The 18,036-nt window shown below is 63.6% G+C and carries 17 protein-coding genes and 1 tRNA gene; 9 read left to right on the top strand and 9 right to left on the bottom strand.

Annotated elements, in window-relative coordinates:
* Window positions 1–15: 15 nt before the first annotated feature.
* Window positions 16–684 (bottom strand): peptide-methionine (S)-S-oxide reductase MsrA, encoded by a 669-nt coding sequence (msrA, locus tag IEV75_RS01670; RefSeq protein WP_188450804.1) that lies wholly within the window; start codon window positions 682–684, stop codon window positions 16–18.
* A gap of 193 nt (window positions 685–877) precedes the next feature.
* Here msrA and IEV75_RS01665 point away from each other — a divergent pair, with 193 nt between their 5' ends.
* From IEV75_RS01665 to IEV75_RS01650, 4 genes are all read left to right on the top strand, one after another.
* Window positions 878–1,822: a calcium/sodium antiporter gene (locus IEV75_RS01665; RefSeq protein ID WP_188450803.1), complete on the top strand. Its 945-nt coding sequence runs from the start codon at window positions 878–880 to the stop codon at window positions 1,820–1,822.
* 280 nt (window positions 1,823–2,102) lie between these two features.
* Window positions 2,103–2,192: transfer RNA gene (locus IEV75_RS01660), tRNA-Ser, on the top strand.
* Window positions 2,193–2,418: 226 nt separating this feature from the next.
* Complete coding sequence (locus IEV75_RS01655) at window positions 2,419–3,594, top strand: serine hydrolase domain-containing protein (protein ID WP_188450802.1); 1,176 nt, start codon at window positions 2,419–2,421, stop codon at window positions 3,592–3,594.
* Between the two features lie 39 nt (window positions 3,595–3,633).
* Complete coding sequence (locus IEV75_RS01650) at window positions 3,634–5,163, top strand: serine hydrolase domain-containing protein (protein ID WP_188450801.1); 1,530 nt, start codon at window positions 3,634–3,636, stop codon at window positions 5,161–5,163.
* Window positions 5,164–5,232: 69 nt separating this feature from the next.
* Here IEV75_RS01650 and IEV75_RS01645 read toward each other — a convergent pair whose 3' ends face one another.
* Window positions 5,233–7,470, bottom strand: coding sequence for an acyl-CoA dehydrogenase (locus IEV75_RS01645; RefSeq protein ID WP_188450800.1), 2,238 nt, complete (start codon window positions 7,468–7,470; stop codon window positions 5,233–5,235).
* A 131-nt stretch (window positions 7,471–7,601) separates the two neighbouring features.
* Between IEV75_RS01645 and IEV75_RS01640 the strand changes: the two genes are divergently transcribed.
* Window positions 7,602–8,936: a ferredoxin reductase family protein gene (locus tag IEV75_RS01640; RefSeq protein ID WP_188450799.1), complete on the top strand. Its 1,335-nt coding sequence runs from the start codon at window positions 7,602–7,604 to the stop codon at window positions 8,934–8,936.
* Window positions 8,937–9,034: 98 nt separating this feature from the next.
* Here the strand turns inward: IEV75_RS01640 and IEV75_RS01635 are convergent, their stop codons facing one another.
* Genes IEV75_RS01635 through coxB form a run of 3 tightly spaced genes read right to left on the bottom strand, consistent with a single transcriptional unit; the run spans window position 9,035 to window position 12,545 of the window.
* Complete coding sequence (locus IEV75_RS01635; protein WP_188450798.1) at window positions 9,035–9,394, bottom strand: hypothetical protein; 360 nt, start codon at window positions 9,392–9,394, stop codon at window positions 9,035–9,037.
* Complete coding sequence (gene ctaD, locus IEV75_RS01630) at window positions 9,391–11,892, bottom strand: cytochrome c oxidase subunit I (RefSeq protein ID WP_188450797.1); 2,502 nt, start codon at window positions 11,890–11,892, stop codon at window positions 9,391–9,393. Before ctaD ends, IEV75_RS01635 begins: the two co-directional genes overlap by 4 nt.
* Window positions 11,889–12,545 (bottom strand): cytochrome c oxidase subunit II, encoded by a 657-nt coding sequence (coxB, locus tag IEV75_RS01625; protein WP_233351719.1) that lies wholly within the window; start codon window positions 12,543–12,545, stop codon window positions 11,889–11,891. The genes ctaD and coxB overlap by 4 nt, the downstream gene beginning before the upstream one ends.
* An 18-nt stretch (window positions 12,546–12,563) precedes the next feature.
* Here coxB and IEV75_RS13855 point away from each other — a divergent pair, with 18 nt between their 5' ends.
* Complete coding sequence (locus tag IEV75_RS13855) at window positions 12,564–13,136, top strand: DUF2231 domain-containing protein (RefSeq protein WP_217978797.1); 573 nt, start codon at window positions 12,564–12,566, stop codon at window positions 13,134–13,136.
* On the opposite strand, the gene IEV75_RS01615 is transcribed toward IEV75_RS13855, so the two are convergent.
* On the bottom strand, window positions 13,049–13,585 hold the full coding sequence (locus IEV75_RS01615) for a CopD family protein (protein WP_188450794.1): 537 nt from the start codon (window positions 13,583–13,585) through the stop codon (window positions 13,049–13,051). The two genes, IEV75_RS13855 and IEV75_RS01615, sit on opposite strands and share 88 nt — an antisense overlap.
* Window positions 13,585–14,346, bottom strand: coding sequence for a cytochrome c oxidase assembly protein (locus IEV75_RS01610; RefSeq protein ID WP_233351710.1), 762 nt, complete (start codon window positions 14,344–14,346; stop codon window positions 13,585–13,587). The genes IEV75_RS01615 and IEV75_RS01610 overlap by 1 nt, the downstream gene beginning before the upstream one ends.
* A 190-nt stretch (window positions 14,347–14,536) precedes the next feature.
* Between IEV75_RS01610 and IEV75_RS01605 the strand changes: the two genes are divergently transcribed.
* The 3 genes from IEV75_RS01605 (at window position 14,537) to IEV75_RS01595 (ending at window position 16,146) form a co-directional block, all read left to right on the top strand.
* Window positions 14,537–14,725 carry a DUF3008 family protein gene (locus tag IEV75_RS01605; protein WP_188450793.1) on the top strand — a complete coding sequence of 63 codons (189 nt, stop codon included), beginning with the start codon at window positions 14,537–14,539 and terminating at the stop codon, window positions 14,723–14,725.
* Window positions 14,726–14,785: 60 nt separating this feature from the next.
* On the top strand, window positions 14,786–15,064 hold the full coding sequence (locus IEV75_RS01600) for a hypothetical protein (protein ID WP_188450792.1): 279 nt from the start codon (window positions 14,786–14,788) through the stop codon (window positions 15,062–15,064).
* Window positions 15,065–15,132: 68 nt separating this feature from the next.
* Window positions 15,133–16,146, top strand: coding sequence for an NAD-dependent epimerase/dehydratase family protein (locus tag IEV75_RS01595; RefSeq protein WP_188450791.1), 1,014 nt, complete (start codon window positions 15,133–15,135; stop codon window positions 16,144–16,146).
* Here IEV75_RS01595 and IEV75_RS01590 read toward each other — a convergent pair.
* On the bottom strand, window positions 16,115–17,377 hold the full coding sequence (locus IEV75_RS01590; protein WP_188450790.1) for a 2-hydroxychromene-2-carboxylate isomerase: 1,263 nt from the start codon (window positions 17,375–17,377) through the stop codon (window positions 16,115–16,117). The genes IEV75_RS01595 and IEV75_RS01590 overlap by 32 nt on opposite strands.
* Window positions 17,374–18,036: a glutathione S-transferase family protein gene (locus IEV75_RS01585; protein ID WP_188450789.1), complete on the bottom strand. Its 663-nt coding sequence runs from the start codon at window positions 18,034–18,036 to the stop codon at window positions 17,374–17,376. The genes IEV75_RS01590 and IEV75_RS01585 overlap by 4 nt, the downstream gene beginning before the upstream one ends.

The raw sequence follows: 18,036 nt of genomic DNA, 5'->3' as shown, positions 1-18,036 counted from the left end.
TTGCCGTTACGGAGACTAACCCGCGGCGCTGATGCCCGTTCCGATCGGGCAGGTCACACCCGTTCCGCCAATGCCACAATAACCGTCCGGATTCTTGGCGAGATATTGCTGGTGATAATCCTCGGCATAATAGAACGGGCCAGCCTCGCGGATCTCGGTTGTCACCGCGCCACGACCCGCCTCTTTCAGGGCCGCCTCATAGGCTTTCGCTGAAGCCTCAGCGGCTTTTTTCTGGTCTTTGCTGGTCCAGTAGATCGCCGAGCGGTACTGCGTGCCGATATCATTGCCCTGACGCATGCCTTGCGTCGGGTCATGGCTTTCCCAGAATACCTTCAGCAGGGTCTCAAAGCTGATCCGCTTGGGGTCAAATACAATGCGCACCACTTCGGTATGGCCGGTGCGCCCTGAGCACACTTCCTCATAGGTGGGGTTGGGCGTGATGCCGCCCGCATAGCCCGCAGCCGTGTTCACCACGCCCGGCAACTGCCAGAACACACGCTCCACGCCCCAGAAGCAGCCCATGGCGAAAATCGCTTCCTCATGACCTGCGGGCACCGGGGCCTTGAGCGTGCCGCCCTTCACAAAATGCGTGGCTGCCGTCGGGATCGACTGGATACGCCCCGGCAAGGCCTTGCCGGCGGGCACCAGCTCTGTTTTCCATTGCGTATCGCTGCGCAGGCGCATCCATGGCACTCCTGAAAATCTGATCTGTCATGAACATAGGTAGCCGGGCCGCCGCCGTCATCTGCCACCTGTGCGAGAAGCAGTAAATCGTTCCGCGATGACCGGACTGCCATCAACGCGCCATGATGGCATTGTGATGATCACTCGCAGCAACTGCCCGGCGCGGCAGGATCACGAAAGGCAAGACAACATAATGTCCCTCCTTGCAATGTCCGCATTTATCGCTGGCGGCCTTGTATTGCTGGTGGCCGGCGGCGAAAGCCTGGTACGCGGCGCGTCAGGGCTGGCTGCACGGCTCGGCCTGCCCTCCTTGCTGATCGGTCTGGTCGTGGTGGGCTTTGGCACCTCGATGCCGGAACTGACGACCTCGATCACCGCCGCCCTGGAGAATGCGCCGGACATCGCGGTCGGCAATGTCATCGGCTCGAACATCGCCAATATCCTGCTGATCCTGGGCCTCGCGGCGCTGGTCCGCCCGCTGGCGGTCGATCCCGGCCCCTTCCGGCGTGACGGCACGGCGCTGGCGCTCTCTGCCCTGCTGGGTGCTGGTCTGATTGCGTTTTTCGGACTGGAGCGCTGGGGCGGCGCCATTTTGCTCGCAGGGCTGGTGACCTATCTCGCGATCTCCTGGCATACAGGCCGGCAGGATGCGGCGGCTGCAACAGATATCGGTCCGGCAGCTGTACCGGCTGGCCGCCTCGGCATCGATCTGACCTTTCTGGCGGCGGGGTTTGCCGGCGTGATCGGCGGGGCCTGGCTGCTGGTGGAGGGCGCGGTCGCCGCCGCCAGCGCGCTGGGCGTATCACAGGCCGTCATCGGGCTGACGATCGTCGCGGTGGGTACTTCCTTGCCTGAGCTGGCAACCTCGCTCAGTGCCGCACGCCGGGGCGAAGGGGAGATCGCCTTTGGCAATATCGTCGGCTCCAACATCTTCAATATTCTGGGCATTCTGGGCATTACAGCCCTGATCTCGCCCATTCAGGTTACCGGGAGCCTGGCGGGGTTCGATCTTGTGGTCATGCTCGCCGTGACGCTGCTTATGCTGGCCATTGTCATCCGGCAGCGCCGCATTGGCCGCCTGGCGGGTCTTGTTTTCCTGCTTCTTTATGCCGCTTACATCGCCTCCATGGCGGTATAGGCGGCGGCCAGACCGCCGCCACCCACCATGGCGGTTCGCCGGGCATTGGGGGCATTCTGAAAGGCATCAAGTATACGGTTCATATCGATCATGACAGCGTTCCGGAGCAAAGTTGGCCCAAGGTTCCGGTTAGCCCGGCACCATCTGTGCATTACGCAGATCGTGGTGGAGACAGGCGCCACCCGCACGGCCCTCAAGAGCTCGCAGTGCGCCTTGCACAGCGCGCCTCTGCCAGCGCGCTTGACTGGCCGGGGTTCTCAGATAGTTTGCGCCGCCTTGCGGTGAGGTGGCCGAGTGGTCGAAGGCGCACGCCTGGAACGCGTGTATGCGGGAAACCGTATCGTGGGTTCGAATCCCACCCTCACCGCCATTGATCAGCCCTGCGGCCTTCGCGCAGCATGGCCCATCGTCCTGGACTGTATATTTCCCCGGCATTTGCATGCACCAGCACTGCGCGCAGACCACCAGCTTGGCTGCGGTCTGCTGCACCTTCATTACATCCTGTTCAGGATTAAGTTTTCTGATCAGGATTGATTTTTCCGTTTCCGGGTGGTTCCTTTATCGCCAAGTCCAGAATTTGCTGGCGGGAGGGACCCATGAACCGACTGTTTCTGATTGCCGCTTCGACACTTCTATTGTGGGCCTACACGCCTGCCAGCGTGGCCGCGCAAACCGGTCCGCAGACCTCCGCCTCTGCCGCAGCCGGCGAGCTGGAATCCGCAGTCGACGCCTTTGCCCGCAATGTGCTGGACGAGAGCCAGGCGCCCGGCCTGTCGATCGGCATCGCCCGCGGCGGCGAGACACTGCTGGTGCGCGGCTATGGCCTCGCCAATCTGGAGCATCAGGTGGAAGTAACCGGCGATACGGTCTTCCGCATCGGCTCGGTCACCAAGCAGTTCACCGCTGCAGCCATCCTGCTGCTGGCGGAAGAGGGCCGGCTGTCGCTCGACGACACGCTGGACCAGTATTTTCCCGATTTTCCGCGCAGTGATGAAGTGACGATCCGCCAGCTTCTCCAGCACACATCGGGCATCCGCAACTACACCTCGCTTGAAGGCTTTATGGGCACCACCGCGCCGCTGGACCATGATGAGCCCCGTATGGTCGCCTATATCGCGAACGCCGATCCGCTCTACGATTTCGACCCCGGCACGGGCTGGAGCTACTCCAATTCGGGCTACATGCTGCTGGACTATATCGCTGAACGTGTAGCGGGTGAGCCGCTGGCCGATTTCCTGCGCACGCGCATCTTCGACCCGCTGGGCATGAACCATACCCGCATGGACAATGCCGCCGAAATCGTACCGGGACGGGCTCAGGGCTATGACAGCGCGCCGGACAGCCCGGCCGGCTTCACCAACACGACCCACCTGTCGCTGACGGTTGCCGCCGGGGCCGGAGCCATCCGGTCCACGCCTGACGATCTGCTGGTGTGGATGGATGCGCTGCTGGACGGGCGCGTGGTCTCACAGGAAAGCCTTGAGCAGATGCTGGCGCCTGCCCGCTTGAACGATGGCCGCCTCGCGCGTGAATATCTCGAGGACCCGCACCCGGCTCTCGCGGGCATGGATTACGGGTTCGGCATAATGGTCGGCGAGCGCCACGGGCACCGCTTTATCGGCCATGGCGGATCTATCAACGGGTTTAACGCCTCGCTGATGCACTACCCGGACGAAGAGGTCACCATCGTGTTGCTGGTCAACACGATCGGCCCGGCCGCGCGTGGTGCTCCGGCGCTTGCCGAAGCCGTGTTTGAAGCGGTCGCAGACTGACCACCACAAAAACAAGATCTGATACCAGGGGAGACCTCAATGACCACGATCCGCACACTGTTGATGGCGACATCGGCCGCCGTCCTTGCCATCACCCCGGCGGCATTCGCGCCGGCCATGGCCCAGCCGGCCCAGCCTGCTGCCAGCTTTAACGAAGAGGCACTCGACACGCTGCCTGCCTTCATCGACGGCGTAATGGCCCAGCAGATTGCCTCGCGCGAGGTGTCCGGCGCCCTTGTGACCGTGGTCCATGACGGCGAGATCGTTCTCAGCCGCGGCTACGGATTTGTCGATGTCGAAAACCGCATACCCGTGGACGGCGACAGCACGCTATTCCGGCCCGGCTCCATCTCGAAAATGTTTACCTGGGTTGCACTGATGCAGCTCATCGAACAGGGGCGTGTCTCGCTGGACGATGACGTGAACCAGCATATCGACTTCGAGATCGAACCCTTCGACGGCCAGCCCATCACCGTGCGCGACCTCTTCCAGCATACCCCCGGAATGAGCGATGTCGGGGGCTTCACCACCGGCAATCTGGAAGAGTTGATCGATCACGCCGAATGGACGCGCAACAACGTTCCGCAGCGCGTGATGGCGCCGGGTGTTGAAGTCGCCTACTCCAACTGGGGCACGTCGCTGGCGGGTTATATCGTCGAGCAGGTGTCCGGTGAGCATTTCGCCGATTATGTGGAGAACCATATCTTCGCACCGCTGGGCATGACCTCGTCCACCTTCCGCGAACCGCTTCCCGACGCGCTGGCAGGGCGCATTGCTCTCGGTCACGATCTGGAACATGGCCGCTACAGCGCGCGCAGCTTCGACTACTACTCCATGGTCATGCCGGCCGGCTCGGCTACCGTCAGCGGGCCGGACATGGCACGTTTCATGATCGCCATGATGAATGACGGGGCGCTCGACGGGACGCGCATCCTGTCAGAAGAGTCTGTGGCGCTGCTGGAAGCCAACTCGATCGCCAACGCGCCCCGCCTGCCGGGCATGGCCCACGGCTATCTCGTCTATCGCGAGGAAGGCCCGCGCCTGATCGGGCACGCGGGCGCGATGCGTGATTTCCGCTCCAACATGATCCTGTCGCCCGAAACCGGCACCGGCATTTTCCTGTCCATCGTGGCGGCCCCTGCCGGACGGCCCGCGCAAGGCGAGCTGAGCGCCGCCATTACCGGACGCCTGTTCCCGCAAGACCCTGCCCCCCGCTGGAGCGAAGTGGCAGAGGCCGAACAGTTCGAAGGCCGTTATCTGGTGAACCGGCGTGATCACGCGCGCGAGCCGCATCCGCTGATGCATGCCGTGGTGGAGGCCGTCGGCCCCAACGCGATCACCATTACCTCGCTCGGCCAGACGCAGTATTTCGAGCAGATCGATTCCGGCCTGTTCGAGCAGGTGACCGGCCTTCGCGCCGGCGGCCCGTTTGACCGCGTGGAGTTCTATGGAGAGCCGGGTGCCTGGCGCGTGTCCTTCGCCAGCCAGCCCTTCATGAACTGGCAGTATGTCGGCCCGCTGGAAGACGAGGAAGCCGAAGGCACCGAAGACGGCGAGACCGGGCGCTAGGCCTGTTTGCGCCAGAGGAATGAGCCGGAAGAAGGGCAGGAACAAGGACGGTTCCTGCCCTTTTGTTGTTCAGCCGGACTTGCGCGGGGAGGACGTGCCGGACATGGCGGCCATCTCCTCCTTGCTGAAATCATCCGTCAGCAGCACTTCGCGGATCAGCGCATCGGCCTGGCTGATCTCCTTGATCTCCGCCTCGCTTAAGATACGCCTCGCGGCGTCATCCTCCAGCGTGACATCGGCCTCTTTCAGTTTTGCCAGTAACGCGTCACGCCGGATTATGGCGTGGAAGGCCCGCTCCAGCGCCGCCAGCGGGTCATTGCCCTCGCCGGTGTGAACCCCGCGGGTCAGCCGGTCCCGCGTCCCGCCCGGCTCCAGCACACATTGCGCAGCCGCATTCATCAGCCGGTGCGATGGTGGCTTTCTGTGCTGGCCAAGCGGACACAGGACCAGCCGCAGTGCAATCCGCCAGTGCGGGCCCGGAAACTCGCGGATCACGTCCCGCAGGCGCTGCTGGATGCGATAGAGACCGTCCTCGAAACACAGATCCAGCAGCGGCCTGTCCGCCTCGGGCTCCCCGTCGGCCTCGAAACGCTTCAGCGCGGCGGACAAGAGATATATCTCAGATAGGATGTCTCCCAGACGGCCCGACAGCGCTTCCTTGCGCTTGAGCGCTCCGCCCAGAATGCCCAGCGCCATCTCTGAAACGACCGCCAGGCGTACAGAGGCGTGGGTGAGCTGGCGGTAACGCGCTGCAAGCTTGCCGGCGCCTGCCGGCGCATGCGCAAACCGGCCAAAGGTCAGCCCATGCACGAAGGAACGGGTGAAGTTCCTGATATCGTGCCAGATATGGGCAAACAGCGCCTTGTCGAAGGCCTCCAGCCCGGCCTGCTTGTCCGGGTTGGCCACGGCCTGCATCTCATCGAGCAGATAGGGATGGCACCTGATCGCGCCCTGCCCGAAAATGATCAGGCTGCGCGTGAGGATATTGGCGCCTTCCACCGTAATGGCGACAGGAATGGAGCGGTAGGCCGTGGCCAGATAGTTGCGCGGCCCTTCCATGATCGCGCGGCCACCGTGAATATCCATGGCGTCATTGACCGCCTGCCGCAAACGCTCGGTTGCGTGATATTTCATGATCGCGGAAATCACCGCAGGCTTCTCGCCGAGATCGATTCCGGCAGCCGTAAGCTGGCGGCCCGCATCGATCAGATAGGCACTGGCCGCGATGCGCGCGAGCGGTTCCCTCACCCCTTCGAAATTGCCGATTGAGAGGCCGAACTGTTCGCGCACCCGGGCGTAAGCGCCCGATGAAAGCGCCGACACTGCCGCCCCGGCGCAGCTCATGGACGGCAGGGAGATGCCGCGCCCCGCCGCCAGCGCGCCCATCAGCATGCCCCAGCCCTTGCCGATCTGCTCCTCGCCGCCCAGCACCTGATCGAGGGGAATAAAAACGTCCTTGCCCCGCACCGGCCCGTTCTGAAAGGCAAGCCCTGAGGGAATGTGCCGCCGCCCGGTGTCCAGCCCCGGCGTATCGGTGGGCACCAGCGCGACCGTGATGCCAAGCTCCTCCTCGCCGCCCAGAAGCCGGTCAGGATCGCGTAAGCGGAAGGCAAGGCCCGCAATCGTGGCAACAGGGGCTAGCGTGATATACCGCTTGTCGCAATTGATCTCGATACCGAGGACTCGCTTGCCGTCAATCTCGCGCTCCACGACCACCCCGGTATCGGTCATGGCGCCGGCGTCAGACCCCGCCTCAATGCCCGTAAGGGCGAAGCAGGGAATATCCTCGCCGCTGGCAAGGCGCGGCAGGTAATGATCTTTCTGCGCCTGTGTACCATAGAGCATCAGCAATTCGCCCGGCCCGAGCGAGTTGGGTACCATCACCGTTACCGCCGCCGTGATCGAGCGCGTGGCGATGGTGCGCACGACCTCCGAATGCGCCAGCGCCGAGAAGCCCTTGCCGCCATATTCGGTGGGGATGATCATCGCGAAGAAGCCTTCGCGGATAATCATCTCCCAGACCTCTTCCGGCAGATCGCGCGCCTCGTTTTCGATATGCCAGTCGTCCAGAAGCGCGCAAAGCTTTCTGACAGGACCATCTATAAAGGTCTGTTCGGCATCGGTAAGCCTGCCGGTCTCCACATTCCGCAAATAGGCCCAGTCGGGCCGGCCCGACATGATCTGGCGGTCCCACCAGACCGTGCCCGCCTCAATGGCCTCCGCCTCGGTCTGGGACATGGGCGGGATGACCCCCGCATACCAGCCCATGACGGGCTTGCTGATCAGCGTCTGCCGCCATGTGGCCATGGGTAATCTCCGTAATCGGGATGTGAGCGCGCGGCGCGCCCGCGCGTATCCAGCCAGTGTAATCCAAGGCAGCCCCCGAAAGATACCACCACCGGCTTGCAACGCGTTCGCCCCTCACGCGTTCCCATCCCATGAGCTTCGCTGTCCGTTCCCTGTCACTCAAGGCGCTTGTCTGGATCGCTGTTGCAGCGCTGGCACTGGCCCTGCCCTTTATCGTCCTGCTGACCGGGGAGCGCGCATCCGGCACCAGCTTTCTATGGGATTTCTCCATGGGGCTGGGTTTTGGCGCGCTGGCCGCTGCTGGCCTGCAATTTGTGCTGACCGCGCGATTCCAGCCGATAACCCGGCCCTATGGCATTGACATCGTTTACCTGTTCCACCGCTACTTCGCGATTGGAGCGGTCGCGTTGATGCTGGGCCATTTCGCTATCCTCTATATCTGGTTTGAGGAGGCGCTGGGCGATCTCAACCCGCTGACGGCGCGATGGGAGCTGACCATGGGGCGTGTCGCGCTCGGCGCGTTCATCCTGCTCGTCATTACGTCCGAGTTCCGCAAGACGCTGCGTATCCCTTACGAGCTCTGGCGCTATGGCCATATCGCGCTGGCCATCATCGCCTTTGGCGCAGCCGTCACGCACATTATCGGCGTTGGGCATTTCACCGCCGAGGCCGACAAACGCATTCTCTGGCTGGGCGTCGCCGTCAGCTGGATAGGCCTGATGGTGTGGACACGCGCGATCCGCCCCTTCCGCCTGTGGCGCAATCCCTGGCGCATCGTGGAGAACATCCCGCGCGAAGGCGGCGTGCATTCGCTCGTGCTCGAACCCATGGGCGAAGGCCTGAAGAACTGGCGTCCCGGCCAGTTTGTCTGGCTGACTTTGGGGGCAACGCCCTTTGCCCTGAAGGAGCATCCCTTCACCATCTCCACCCCGCCAGAGCATGGCCCGAAAGTGACGCTGTCGATCAAGCCGCTGGGCGATTTCAGTGAGTGGGCCGTGCATACCAGTCCCGGCACGAAAGCCTATCTGGACGGCCCCTATGGCGCGTTCTCCATCGACAATGATCCGGACGCCAGGGGCTTCGTGATGATTGCCGGCGGGGTCGGCATCACGCCGATGATGAGCAATATTCACGCCCTGCAGGAGCGCGATGATCCGCGCCCGGTCATCCTGATCTACGGCAACAAGGACTGGGAGAGCGCCCATTTCCGCCATGAGCTGGCAGAGCTCGAGGGCAAGCTGAACCTCAAGATCGTCCATGTACTTGAAAACCCGCCAGACGGCTGGGAGGGCGAGACCGGCTTCATCAACCGGATGATCCTGGCCAAACATCTGCCCGAAGAGACGCGCGGCTGGCCGCACTTCCTGTGCGGTCCGGGGCCGCTGACCGATGCGGTGAAGTCCGATCTGCAGGCGATGGGTGTGCCGCTCACCGCCATCGATTCTGAAATCTTCGATCTGGTATAGGAGAGCTGAATGCGACCGGTCCTCGCTCTCGTCATCGCTATCGCTCTGATTGCCTTCACGATCGCGCTGGCCGCGGGCTTCGCGTTTATCGTGAACAGCTAGACGCACGCCTCCAGGAACAGCACCGGCGCGCCGGTCCACAGCGTCGAGATCACTGCTGCCAGCGTCACTATGACCGCCACCCGCCGCACGGTATCGGCGGACGCGCCCTCCCAGCGCCCGGCTATCCGGTTCAGCGGGAACCAGAGCGCCGCGCCGAGCACACCATGACCGAGATAGACCGCGAGCAGCATGATCCGGTTGGCCGACAGGCCCGCAATACCCGCCTCTTCCCAGCCTGCCCGGCAACCAACCGCGTGCAGGCCATAGAGCACCGAGAAGCCAGCGCCCCACACGCTAAACCCGGCGATCAGCCAGATCAGGTCCGGCCCGCGCACCTTGCGAAGCGCACCGCTCATCCCATGCCTCCCGGTGCGAGAATGATAAGGGCGAGCCCGCCGAGACCTGTAATGGCGGTGTAGAGCTGCCAGATCGCCGTGCCGCGCATATCGGCTGACCGCAGGGCGGATACAAAGCCCGATTGACACCGCGCCAGCGCATAGGCGGCAAACAGGACGCCCAGCAAGACATGCAGCATTACATAGCCGATCACCACCATGGTGACCGCCGCATAGGCATGGCCATCAGGTGCAGGCGCTTCTGCAACGGCCAGTACGCCAAGCCCGGCGAGCGCCGCGACGCTCGCGATGAGCGAGCCGGCCAGATGGATCCGTCGCGCACCAGCCCTGCCCGCAAGATTGGCCCGCCGGGCATTGAAGGCAAACCCGGACCCTGCCGCGAGACCGATGGCAATGGCTGCGACCAGCAGCGGGTTGGCGCCAAGAAACTCCGGCGGCGGCCAGTCGGGTGCGGTCGTCCACAAGAAGAGATAGCCGAACATCAGCGAGCCATAGAAGGCCGCATTGGCGGCGAGGAAGTATTTCAGGCCCAGCAGGGTCGGCACCGATCCGGCTACGTAATGCGCAGGCAGGCTGAGGCCGTGACCGGCATCGATGGGGTCGGGATCTGCCTTCGCGCCCAGAGACCACAACCAGCGCCAGCCGAAGATCGTGGCGATGATCAGTCCGAGCGGGGCGATCCAGTAGGCGCTCAAAAGGAAGGCCACGAAGAAGACCGCCAGGCCCGCCGCCATGAAAAAAGGCGTGTAGTCATTCTTCGGGAAGATCAGCACATGCTCCGGCTCGCCGGTTGCCATGTCGACGCACAGCGTCTCCATCTCGCCCCTGGGCGCCCCCGGCAGATAGCCCTTGCCCGCCGCGATATCGGCGCCAAGGCGCGCATTGTCCCCCAGCGGATCACGCCCCGTCACCAGCGGCAGGGAAGCAAAATTATAGCTCGGTGCTGGGGTTGGCATGGCCCAGTCGAGCCCCGTCCCGCCCCAGGGATTGCGCCGGAAACGCCGTCCGAACCGGGTCTGCAGCACGATATCGATTACAAACAGCGCAAAGCCTGCCGTCATCACGAAGCCGCCAATTGACGAAATGAGGTTGGGAATGTCCCAGCCCAGCCCGCCCTCATAGGTGAACACCCGGCGCGGCATGCCCATCAGCCCGGTAAAGTGCATGATGAGGAAGGTGCCGTGGAAGCCCAGGAAGATCAGCCAGAATGCCGCCTTGGAGACCTGGAAGACGGGCAGGCGTCCGGTCATCAGCGGCATCCAGTAATAGGCTGCGGCCAGCATGGGAAACACGAAGCCGCCGATCAGCACATAGTGAAGATGGGCCACCACGAAATGCGTATCATGGGCCTGCCAGTTGAAGGGCACGAGCGCCAGCATGACCCCAGTCAGCCCGCCGAGGATGAAGACCGAGAAAAACCCCATCAGATAGAGCATGGGCAGCGTCATCTGCGGCCGCCCGCGCATCAGCGTCGCGATCCAGGCAAATACCTGCACCGCGGTCGGCACCGCCACCAGCATGGAGGCCGCCGAGAAGAAGGCGAGCGCCAGATGGGGTATGCCGGTGGTGAACATGTGATGCACCCACAGCCCGAAGCTGAGGAAAGCAAGCGCAATGATCGCTGCGACAATCCACGCATAGCCGACAATTTTCGTGCGAGCGAAGACAGGGATCAGGGTCGATACCGCGCCGGCTGCCGGCAGGAAGATGATGTAGACCTCCGGATGGCCGAACAGCCAGAACAGGTGCTGCCACAAAAGCGGCGCGCCGCCGCGTTCAGGATCGAAGAAGGGCCAGTTGAAGGCGCGTTCGATCTCCAGAAGCACACTGCCAAGGATGAGGGGCGGAAAGGCGATCAGCATCATCGCGGCTGTCACCAGAAGATACCACGCCATGAGCGGCATGCGCGTGAGCGCCATCCCGGCGGTGCGCACCTTCAGCACCGTCACCACGATCTCCACCGCCGCGCAGACGGCCGAAATCTCCACAAAGGTGACGCCCAGGAGCCAGACATCGGAGTTGATGCCGGGTGAATAGGGCTGGGATGCCAGCGGCGTGTACATGAACCAGCCGCTATCGGGCGCCACACCCATCAGCATGGCCGCCAGAATTATCGTGCCGCCAAACAGATAGCACCAGTAGCCGAACGCCGAGAGCCGCGGATAGGCAAGATCGCGCGCGCCGAGGATTTTCGGCAGGAGATAAAGCGCAATCCCCTCGATCAGGGGAATGGCGAACAGGAACATCATCACCGTGCCGTGCATGGTGAAGATCTGGTTGTAGGCATCCGCTCCCAGAAAGGGATTGTCCGGCCGGGCCAGCTGGGCCCGGATCAGCATGGCCAGAAGGCCGCCAATGGCGAAATAGATGAAAGCCGTGATGATGAAGCGCCGGCCGACCACCGTGTGATTGACCGCCGACAGCGCCGCGATGCCTTTCGGTGCGCGCCATACCGCGTCCAGCGCGCGGTGCAGGCTGACAGGTGTGTTACCGCTCATGGCTGCTCCTGCCCGGCGAGCGCCGCATCAAGCGCCGATTCGTACTCATCTGACGCATGAGCCACGACCCGGAACCGCATCGTGGCATGCTCCAGCCCGCAGAATTCGGCACACATGCCCTCATATATGCCCGGCTCCGGCGCCAGAATGCGCAGCGTGTTGGTTGTGCCCGGTATCGCATCGACCTTGCCTGCAAGGCGCGGCACCCAGAAGGCGTGGATGACATCGAGCGAGGTGATGGCAACATCCACCGGCTCGCCCGCCGGGATGTGCAGGACCTCCGGCGTCACGCCGTCCTCTCCCGGATAGCGGAAATTCCAGCCCCACTGATAGGCCTCGGCCTCCACCGTGTAGACTGGCGTCTCGCGCCCTGCGAGCATGGATTGTCCCGATGGCAGGCCCCAGGCAAGCAGCGCCGCCAGCACCACCAGCGGAAAACCGAGCCCGCCGCCCCACAGCCACAGCGTTTCGGGAACCTCACGCGGCTGGTGCCGTTTCCAGAAGGGAAACAGTATCAGGCCCATCATCAGGGCAAGAATGACCAGCGATCCGGCCATCATCACCCACCATACGCCCGCGATGGACTGGGCGGCGGGTCCGGCGGGATCCAGACTGGACAGAGCGCCTTCACACCCGGCAAGCACCGGGGCCACACACAAGGGGATCAATCCATGGCGGACAAGGACAGCGCGGGCAGCGAGACGTTTCACAACCCCTCTGCGGCCGATCCGGCCTATCATGACCTCGACAGCCGCATCGCGCTGGCCGGCCACCCCATCCACGCCATGCTGGTCGCCTTTCCGATAGCCGGCAGTTTCGCACTGGCCTTCTGCGATGTCGCTTATTGGTGGACAGGCGACCCGTTCTGGGCGCGCGCGGCGCTGTGGGCGAGCGGTGGCGGCTTCGCGATGGGCTGCCTTGCGGCCCTTGCCGGTGCCGCCGAGCTGCTGCTCGTACCCGGCGTGCGCCGCCGTGCCGCGGCCTGGAGCCATGCCGTTGCCGCCATGGTGCTGCTTGGCGTCATGGCCGCCAGCTGGTCGCTGCGCCTGCAGCAGGGTGCGGAGGCGATCCTCCCCTGGGGCCTGATCCTGAGCTGGCTGGCGCTCGGCCTGGTCGGTATTGCAGGCTGGCATGGTGGAAAGCTGGTGTTTGAACATCAGGTCGGTGTCTCCCTGCCCGGCACGGAGGAGGACAACGATCCGGCGCTGAAACCATCCGATATGAAAGGCAATTCCCCGTCCTGACCTTCCAGCAGCCATCCGGGCATCCAGCTTTCCGGGATGTCCGGGCGGCCCAGCACCAGTACCAGCACGGCGAGAATGGTGATGACCGCGCCCGCCAGAAGCGCAGCCCGCTTCCAGCTCGTTGGACGGGCATCGGGCGATTCCAGCTGGTCAAGCACGCGGCCAATCAGCATGTGGACGCCCACCATGCCGGCCACCGCGATAAGCTTCAGATACAGCCAGTCATCAGCCACCACGAAGAAGATCAGCCCTGTGCCGGTAGCAATCGCCAGAACGGCTGCCGGCGACACCAGGGCGTCATAGGCAAAGCGGGAAAAATGGTGCAGGCGCACGATAGCGGCCCTGCTCGGCATTTCCTCGTCCCGGCGCAACAGGGAAGGCAGGGCCACAAGCCCGCCCGCCCATACGGCTATGGCCATGATATGAATTGTCTTGAGCGCTACCAGCATCACCGCGCTGCTGTCTCCCCGCTACGGGAAAGAGCGGCAGCCACCGCCAGCCCCAATGCCACGAGATAGGGCAGCACACCCGGCACCCACATGATGAGGCCGGCAAGCTGCTGGTCTTCAAGAGCGGTGAGGCCCCATGCTGGCGTCGTCGCGGCGTGTGGCGCATAAAGCGGATCAGGGGCAAATGCGATCAGTGCGCCGAGCAGCCCCATTTGCGCGGCAAAGCCGGCCAGCGTGGCCGCCGTGGAGACGATATCGCTCCAGCGCGCCATCAAGGCCCGCCAGAACCAGACCCCGCTCGCCAGAAGGCTGAGCTGCATCAGCCAGTAAATGCCATCATGGCTCAGCGCGGCGGCGTAGGGGGCAGGCGCGTGCCAGAACCAGAAGATGATGGCATGCACAATTGCCGCTGCGCCCGGCGCGCCGGAAAAGCGCCGCCCGCCGAGGCCGTAGGCGAGCAGGGGCGCCAGGACAGCCACCAGAAGGAGATGATTGACCGCGCGCATGGAGAACAGCGCAACCGCCATTGCGCAAAGCGGCGTGACGAAGAGAGCGAACGCCAGCAGCCACGCGCCCAGCAGTGCCGGGTTGCGCGGCCCTGCCGGTGTGCCACGGCGCACAGCGAATACGCCGCCCGCCAGCGCCAGCCCGATCAGCGCTGCAATCAGCCAAGGATCGCCGTTCCACGCAGCAAGCAGACCGTCCGGCCGGGGCGCCGGTCCGCAATAGGCGGCTGACTGACCGCTCGTCATGAGGGTCATGGCACCGTCCTGAATAGCCATTGGGTTAGGAGCATCCCGCCCTCCTGCCCGGTTTTCCTGTACTGGATCAACCCGTCCGGGACGCGATGGTTCCACGCCCCGTCCGCAGCCTTCCCGGAACGATATGCCTGCATACCTGTTTTCCGGTTATGCGTGCGGTGCTGAACGGCCGCGACAGGAAAGATGATACATGCCTGCAAAATCCAAAGCCCAGCAGAAAGCCGCCGGTGCGGCGCTGGCCGCCAAGCGTGGCGAAACAAGCAAGAGTGAGCTGAAAGGGGCTTCAAGGGAGATGGTTGAGACGATGAGCGAGGAAGAACTGGAAGACCTCGCTTCCACCTCCCGCAAGAACAAGCCTGAAAAGGTGGAACGATCCTGACAACCACCCTGACGGGATTGATGCCTCTCCGCGCTTCTTCATCGGAACAATGGAGGTCACATGTCTGTTTTAATTAAAATATTTGGCATACTGCTGGTCATTGCGGGCCTGGCAGTGGCCTGGTCGCCCATCCCGCTTGGCATCGTCCTGATCCCGATCGGTCTGGCCCTGATCGTGGCGACATCGCAGACCGCCCGCAAATGGCTGCACCGGCGCCGGGAAAACAATCCGGGCTTTGACCGCTGGCTGAAAAAGATGGAAGGCAAGGTGCCGGAACGCTTCTCCGAGCCCTTGCGGCGCACCGACGCCGACAGCGGCCAGGGCCAGAACGGACGCTGACTGCTTTACCTCCCGCGCGTCACCGCGCATAAGGTCCGGCAAGGACTTGCGGGAGATACAGCCTGACCATGAAGCGCGTTTTCATCACCGGCACGGCAGGCTTTATCGGCTTTCACCTTGCACGCCTCCTGCTGGAGGAAGGCCATCAGGTCCATGGCTATGACGGTCTGACCGATTATTACGATGTCACCCTGAAACAGGCCCGCCACCGCATTCTCGAAGGCATGCCGGGCTTCAGCAAAACCGAAGCCATGCTGGAGGACAATGACACGCTCGCAAAAGCCGTACACGGCTTTGCGCCCGACATCATCGTCCATCTCGCCGCGCAGGCAGGCGTTCGCTACAGCCTTGAAAACCCACGCGCCTATATCGAGGCCAATATTGTCGGCACGTTCAATGTGATGGAGCTGGCGCGCGAGCTCAAAGTCTCGCACCTCCTGATGGCGTCCACCTCGTCCGCCTATGGCGCGAATGAGGAGATGCCGTTCAAAGAGACCGACAAGGCCGACACGCCGCTGACCATGTATGCGGCGACCAAGAAGGCCAATGAGGTGATGGGCCACACCTACGCTCACCTCTGGAACCTGCCCACCACCATGTTCCGCTTCTTTACCGTGTATGGCCCGTGGATGCGCCCCGATCTGGCACCCTTCAAGTTCGCCGATGCCATCCTCGCGGGCCGGCCGATCGACATCTACAACCATGGCGAGATGTACCGCGATTTCACCTATGTGGACGATCTGGTGCGCGGTATCCGCCTGTTGATGGACGCAGTGCCGGTGCGCCCGGCAAGCGGCGCAGACATTGCGCCGGGCGATTCCTTGAGCCCCGCTGCGCCCTATCGCATCGTCAATATCGGCAACTCCAGCCAGGTAAAGCTGCTGGACTTTGTCGACATCATCGAGGCGGAGCTAGGGGTGAAGGCGATCCGCAACTACATGGACATACAGCCCGGCGATGTGCCCGCCACCTGGGCCGATGCCAGCCTGTTGCAGAGCCTGACCGGCTATCGTCCGCAGACGGACATACGCACCGGCATCGCCAGATTCGTCAGCTGGTTCCGGGAGTATTACGGGCGCTAGCGGCGTTAAGGTCCGCTTCGACCGCCCATAGCCGGTCTTGCCCCCAATGGGCGGAGCGGTCATTGACCCGGAAGCTCGGCACGCCCCACAGGCCCGCATCCAGCATGGCCGCGCGGTTGGCTTCAGCCTTCACCCGCCAGCTTTCATCGCTCAGCGCAGCCTGCATGGCGTCAGCACGTATCCCGGCGCGCACGCCCAGCTTTTCAAGCCCCTCATCCGTGCCCGCATCAACACCTTCAGCGAACACGCCGCGCAGGAAGGAATAGAGGAAGTCTGCCCCTTTGCCCTGATCCATGGCGGCAAACAGCACGGCAAGACCGCGTTCCACAGGCGCGCCCACCGGGTCTGACACCTTGCCGAAAGGCAGGCCGAGGCGTTCTGCCTCCCGCTTGGTGTCGCGCATGATGTAGAGACGCTTGGGCAAGGGCACGGGCAGTCCGCGCATCACCATGGGCAGGACAGGGCGCAGGCGCAGCTCCGCGCCGGTCACCTCAGCCAGCGCCCTCAGACGCGGTATCGCGATATAGGTGTAAGGGCTGCGCAAGGACACGAACGCCTCGATCACCGTCCCTGCGGACGCCTTTTTTCCCTCCAGGCGCACCTCGAGCCGTTCGGCGAAGCGCACCCCGCCCGGACGTATTCTTGCTAGGCGGTCTTCCAGATAGGGCAGACGGTCGAGGCCCCAATACCACTCCCCCTCAAACTGGAACATGCCGCCCAGATAGTGTCCTCGCCGTGCCCTCGCTCCACGTGCCAGAGCCGCCCGCGCATCCCCGTCCGACAGCGGAATGGCAGACGCCTTGCCGGTCCTGAAGGCGCGCTCAATAGCGCTGGAGATCGCAGAGAACACCGTTGCATCACTGATCCCCGCCAGTGCGGCCTGCGCGCGCGCCAGCAACTCGGCTGACGGCGCTGAGGTAAAGCTCGCCTCCATCCCCAGCCCGTCTGCCAGCGTCGCCGCATCGCGCAGCGACCATTGCGTCAACCGCTCCGTATCCGGCGCCGCGGCCACATCGGGCGGCGGGACGATGCAAGGTATTACCCTTGCGCCCCAGACGGCTTCGAGATGCGGCAGGGCGCGTGCGGCCAGTGCCGAATAGGGATCATCCACCTGATGGAAATAGCGCACCACGGGGCGAGAGAGGTTAAGCCGCCGCCGCGCCGCGGCCAGAGTGCGCTGCACCGAACGCAGAGCCGGGCTGGTGACGATTTGCGGGAGCAGCGTCTTCATGGCTTCACCAGTTCTTGCCCCGCCTTTTCCAGCCCGGAAAGGTCCGGCAGTGGCGGAATGGAGAGCCCCTTGAGGACCGCCGGGCGCTGTTCCTGCCGGGCTTTCCAGTCTAGCAGATAGGTGAGCCCGTCCAGCTTCACGCCCGCCCAGAAATGGGCGAACACCCAGGGGAAGCAGGCAATATCGGCGATGGAGTATTCATCTCCGGCAAGATATGGCGCGTCGGCAAGGCGGGTGTTCATCACCTCGTAAAGACGGCGGGTCTCGCCCTGATAGCGCTCGATGGCGAGCGGGATTTTCTCCGGCAGATAGCGGAAAAAGACATTGGCCTGACCCTGCATCGGCCCCAGCCCGCCGATCTGCCAGAACAGCCACTGGATGGCGCGCGAGCGCCCTTCCGCGTCTCCGGGCAGGAGTTTTCCGGTCTTTTCAGACAGATGCATCAGGATGGCGCCGGACTCAAACACCGCCCGGCCGCCTTCATCATGATCTACCAGAGCCGGGATGCGGCCATTGGGATTGATCTTCAGATAATCCGGGCTTTTCTGCTCGCCCTTGAGGAGCTGGAGCACATGCACCTGATAGGGCAGGCCAAGCTCCTCCAATGCGATGGAAATTTTCCAGCCATTGGGCGTCGGCGCGGTGTAAAGATTGAACAT

Source organism: Glycocaulis albus (assembly GCF_014639075.1).
GTDB classification, from domain to species: Bacteria; Pseudomonadota; Alphaproteobacteria; order Caulobacterales; family Maricaulaceae; genus Glycocaulis; species Glycocaulis albus.
This window is presented reverse-complemented; position numbering and strand designations above follow the sequence as displayed.

Bases quoted from the DNA above. Each gene is read 5' to 3' on its own strand.
- msrA (WP_188450804.1), bottom strand. From the start codon at position 684: ATGCGCCTGCGCAGCGATACGCAATGGAAAACAGAGCTGGTGCCCGCC.
- IEV75_RS01665 (WP_188450803.1), top strand. From the start codon at position 878: ATGTCCCTCCTTGCAATGTCCGCATTTATCGCTGGCGGCCTTGTATTG.
- IEV75_RS01655 (WP_188450802.1), top strand. From the start codon at position 2,419: ATGAACCGACTGTTTCTGATTGCCGCTTCGACACTTCTATTGTGGGCC.
- IEV75_RS01650 (WP_188450801.1), top strand. From the start codon at position 3,634: ATGACCACGATCCGCACACTGTTGATGGCGACATCGGCCGCCGTCCTT.
- IEV75_RS01645 (WP_188450800.1), bottom strand. From the start codon at position 7,470: ATGGCCACATGGCGGCAGACGCTGATCAGCAAGCCCGTCATGGGCTGG.
- IEV75_RS01640 (WP_188450799.1), top strand. From the start codon at position 7,602: ATGAGCTTCGCTGTCCGTTCCCTGTCACTCAAGGCGCTTGTCTGGATC.
- IEV75_RS01635 (WP_188450798.1), bottom strand. From the start codon at position 9,394: ATGAGCGGTGCGCTTCGCAAGGTGCGCGGGCCGGACCTGATCTGGCTG.
- ctaD (WP_188450797.1), bottom strand. From the start codon at position 11,892: ATGAGCGGTAACACACCTGTCAGCCTGCACCGCGCGCTGGACGCGGTA.
- IEV75_RS13855 (WP_217978797.1), top strand. From the start codon at position 12,564: ATGGCGGACAAGGACAGCGCGGGCAGCGAGACGTTTCACAACCCCTCT.
- IEV75_RS01615 (WP_188450794.1), bottom strand. From the start codon at position 13,585: ATGCTGGTAGCGCTCAAGACAATTCATATCATGGCCATAGCCGTATGG.
- IEV75_RS01610 (WP_233351710.1), bottom strand. From the start codon at position 14,346: ATGACCCTCATGACGAGCGGTCAGTCAGCCGCCTATTGCGGACCGGCG.
- IEV75_RS01605 (WP_188450793.1), top strand. From the start codon at position 14,537: ATGCCTGCAAAATCCAAAGCCCAGCAGAAAGCCGCCGGTGCGGCGCTG.
- IEV75_RS01600 (WP_188450792.1), top strand. From the start codon at position 14,786: ATGTCTGTTTTAATTAAAATATTTGGCATACTGCTGGTCATTGCGGGC.
- IEV75_RS01595 (WP_188450791.1), top strand. From the start codon at position 15,133: ATGAAGCGCGTTTTCATCACCGGCACGGCAGGCTTTATCGGCTTTCAC.
- IEV75_RS01590 (WP_188450790.1), bottom strand. From the start codon at position 17,377: ATGAAGACGCTGCTCCCGCAAATCGTCACCAGCCCGGCTCTGCGTTCG.
- IEV75_RS01585 (WP_188450789.1), bottom strand. From the start codon at position 18,036: ATGTTCAATCTTTACACCGCGCCGACGCCCAATGGCTGGAAAATTTCC.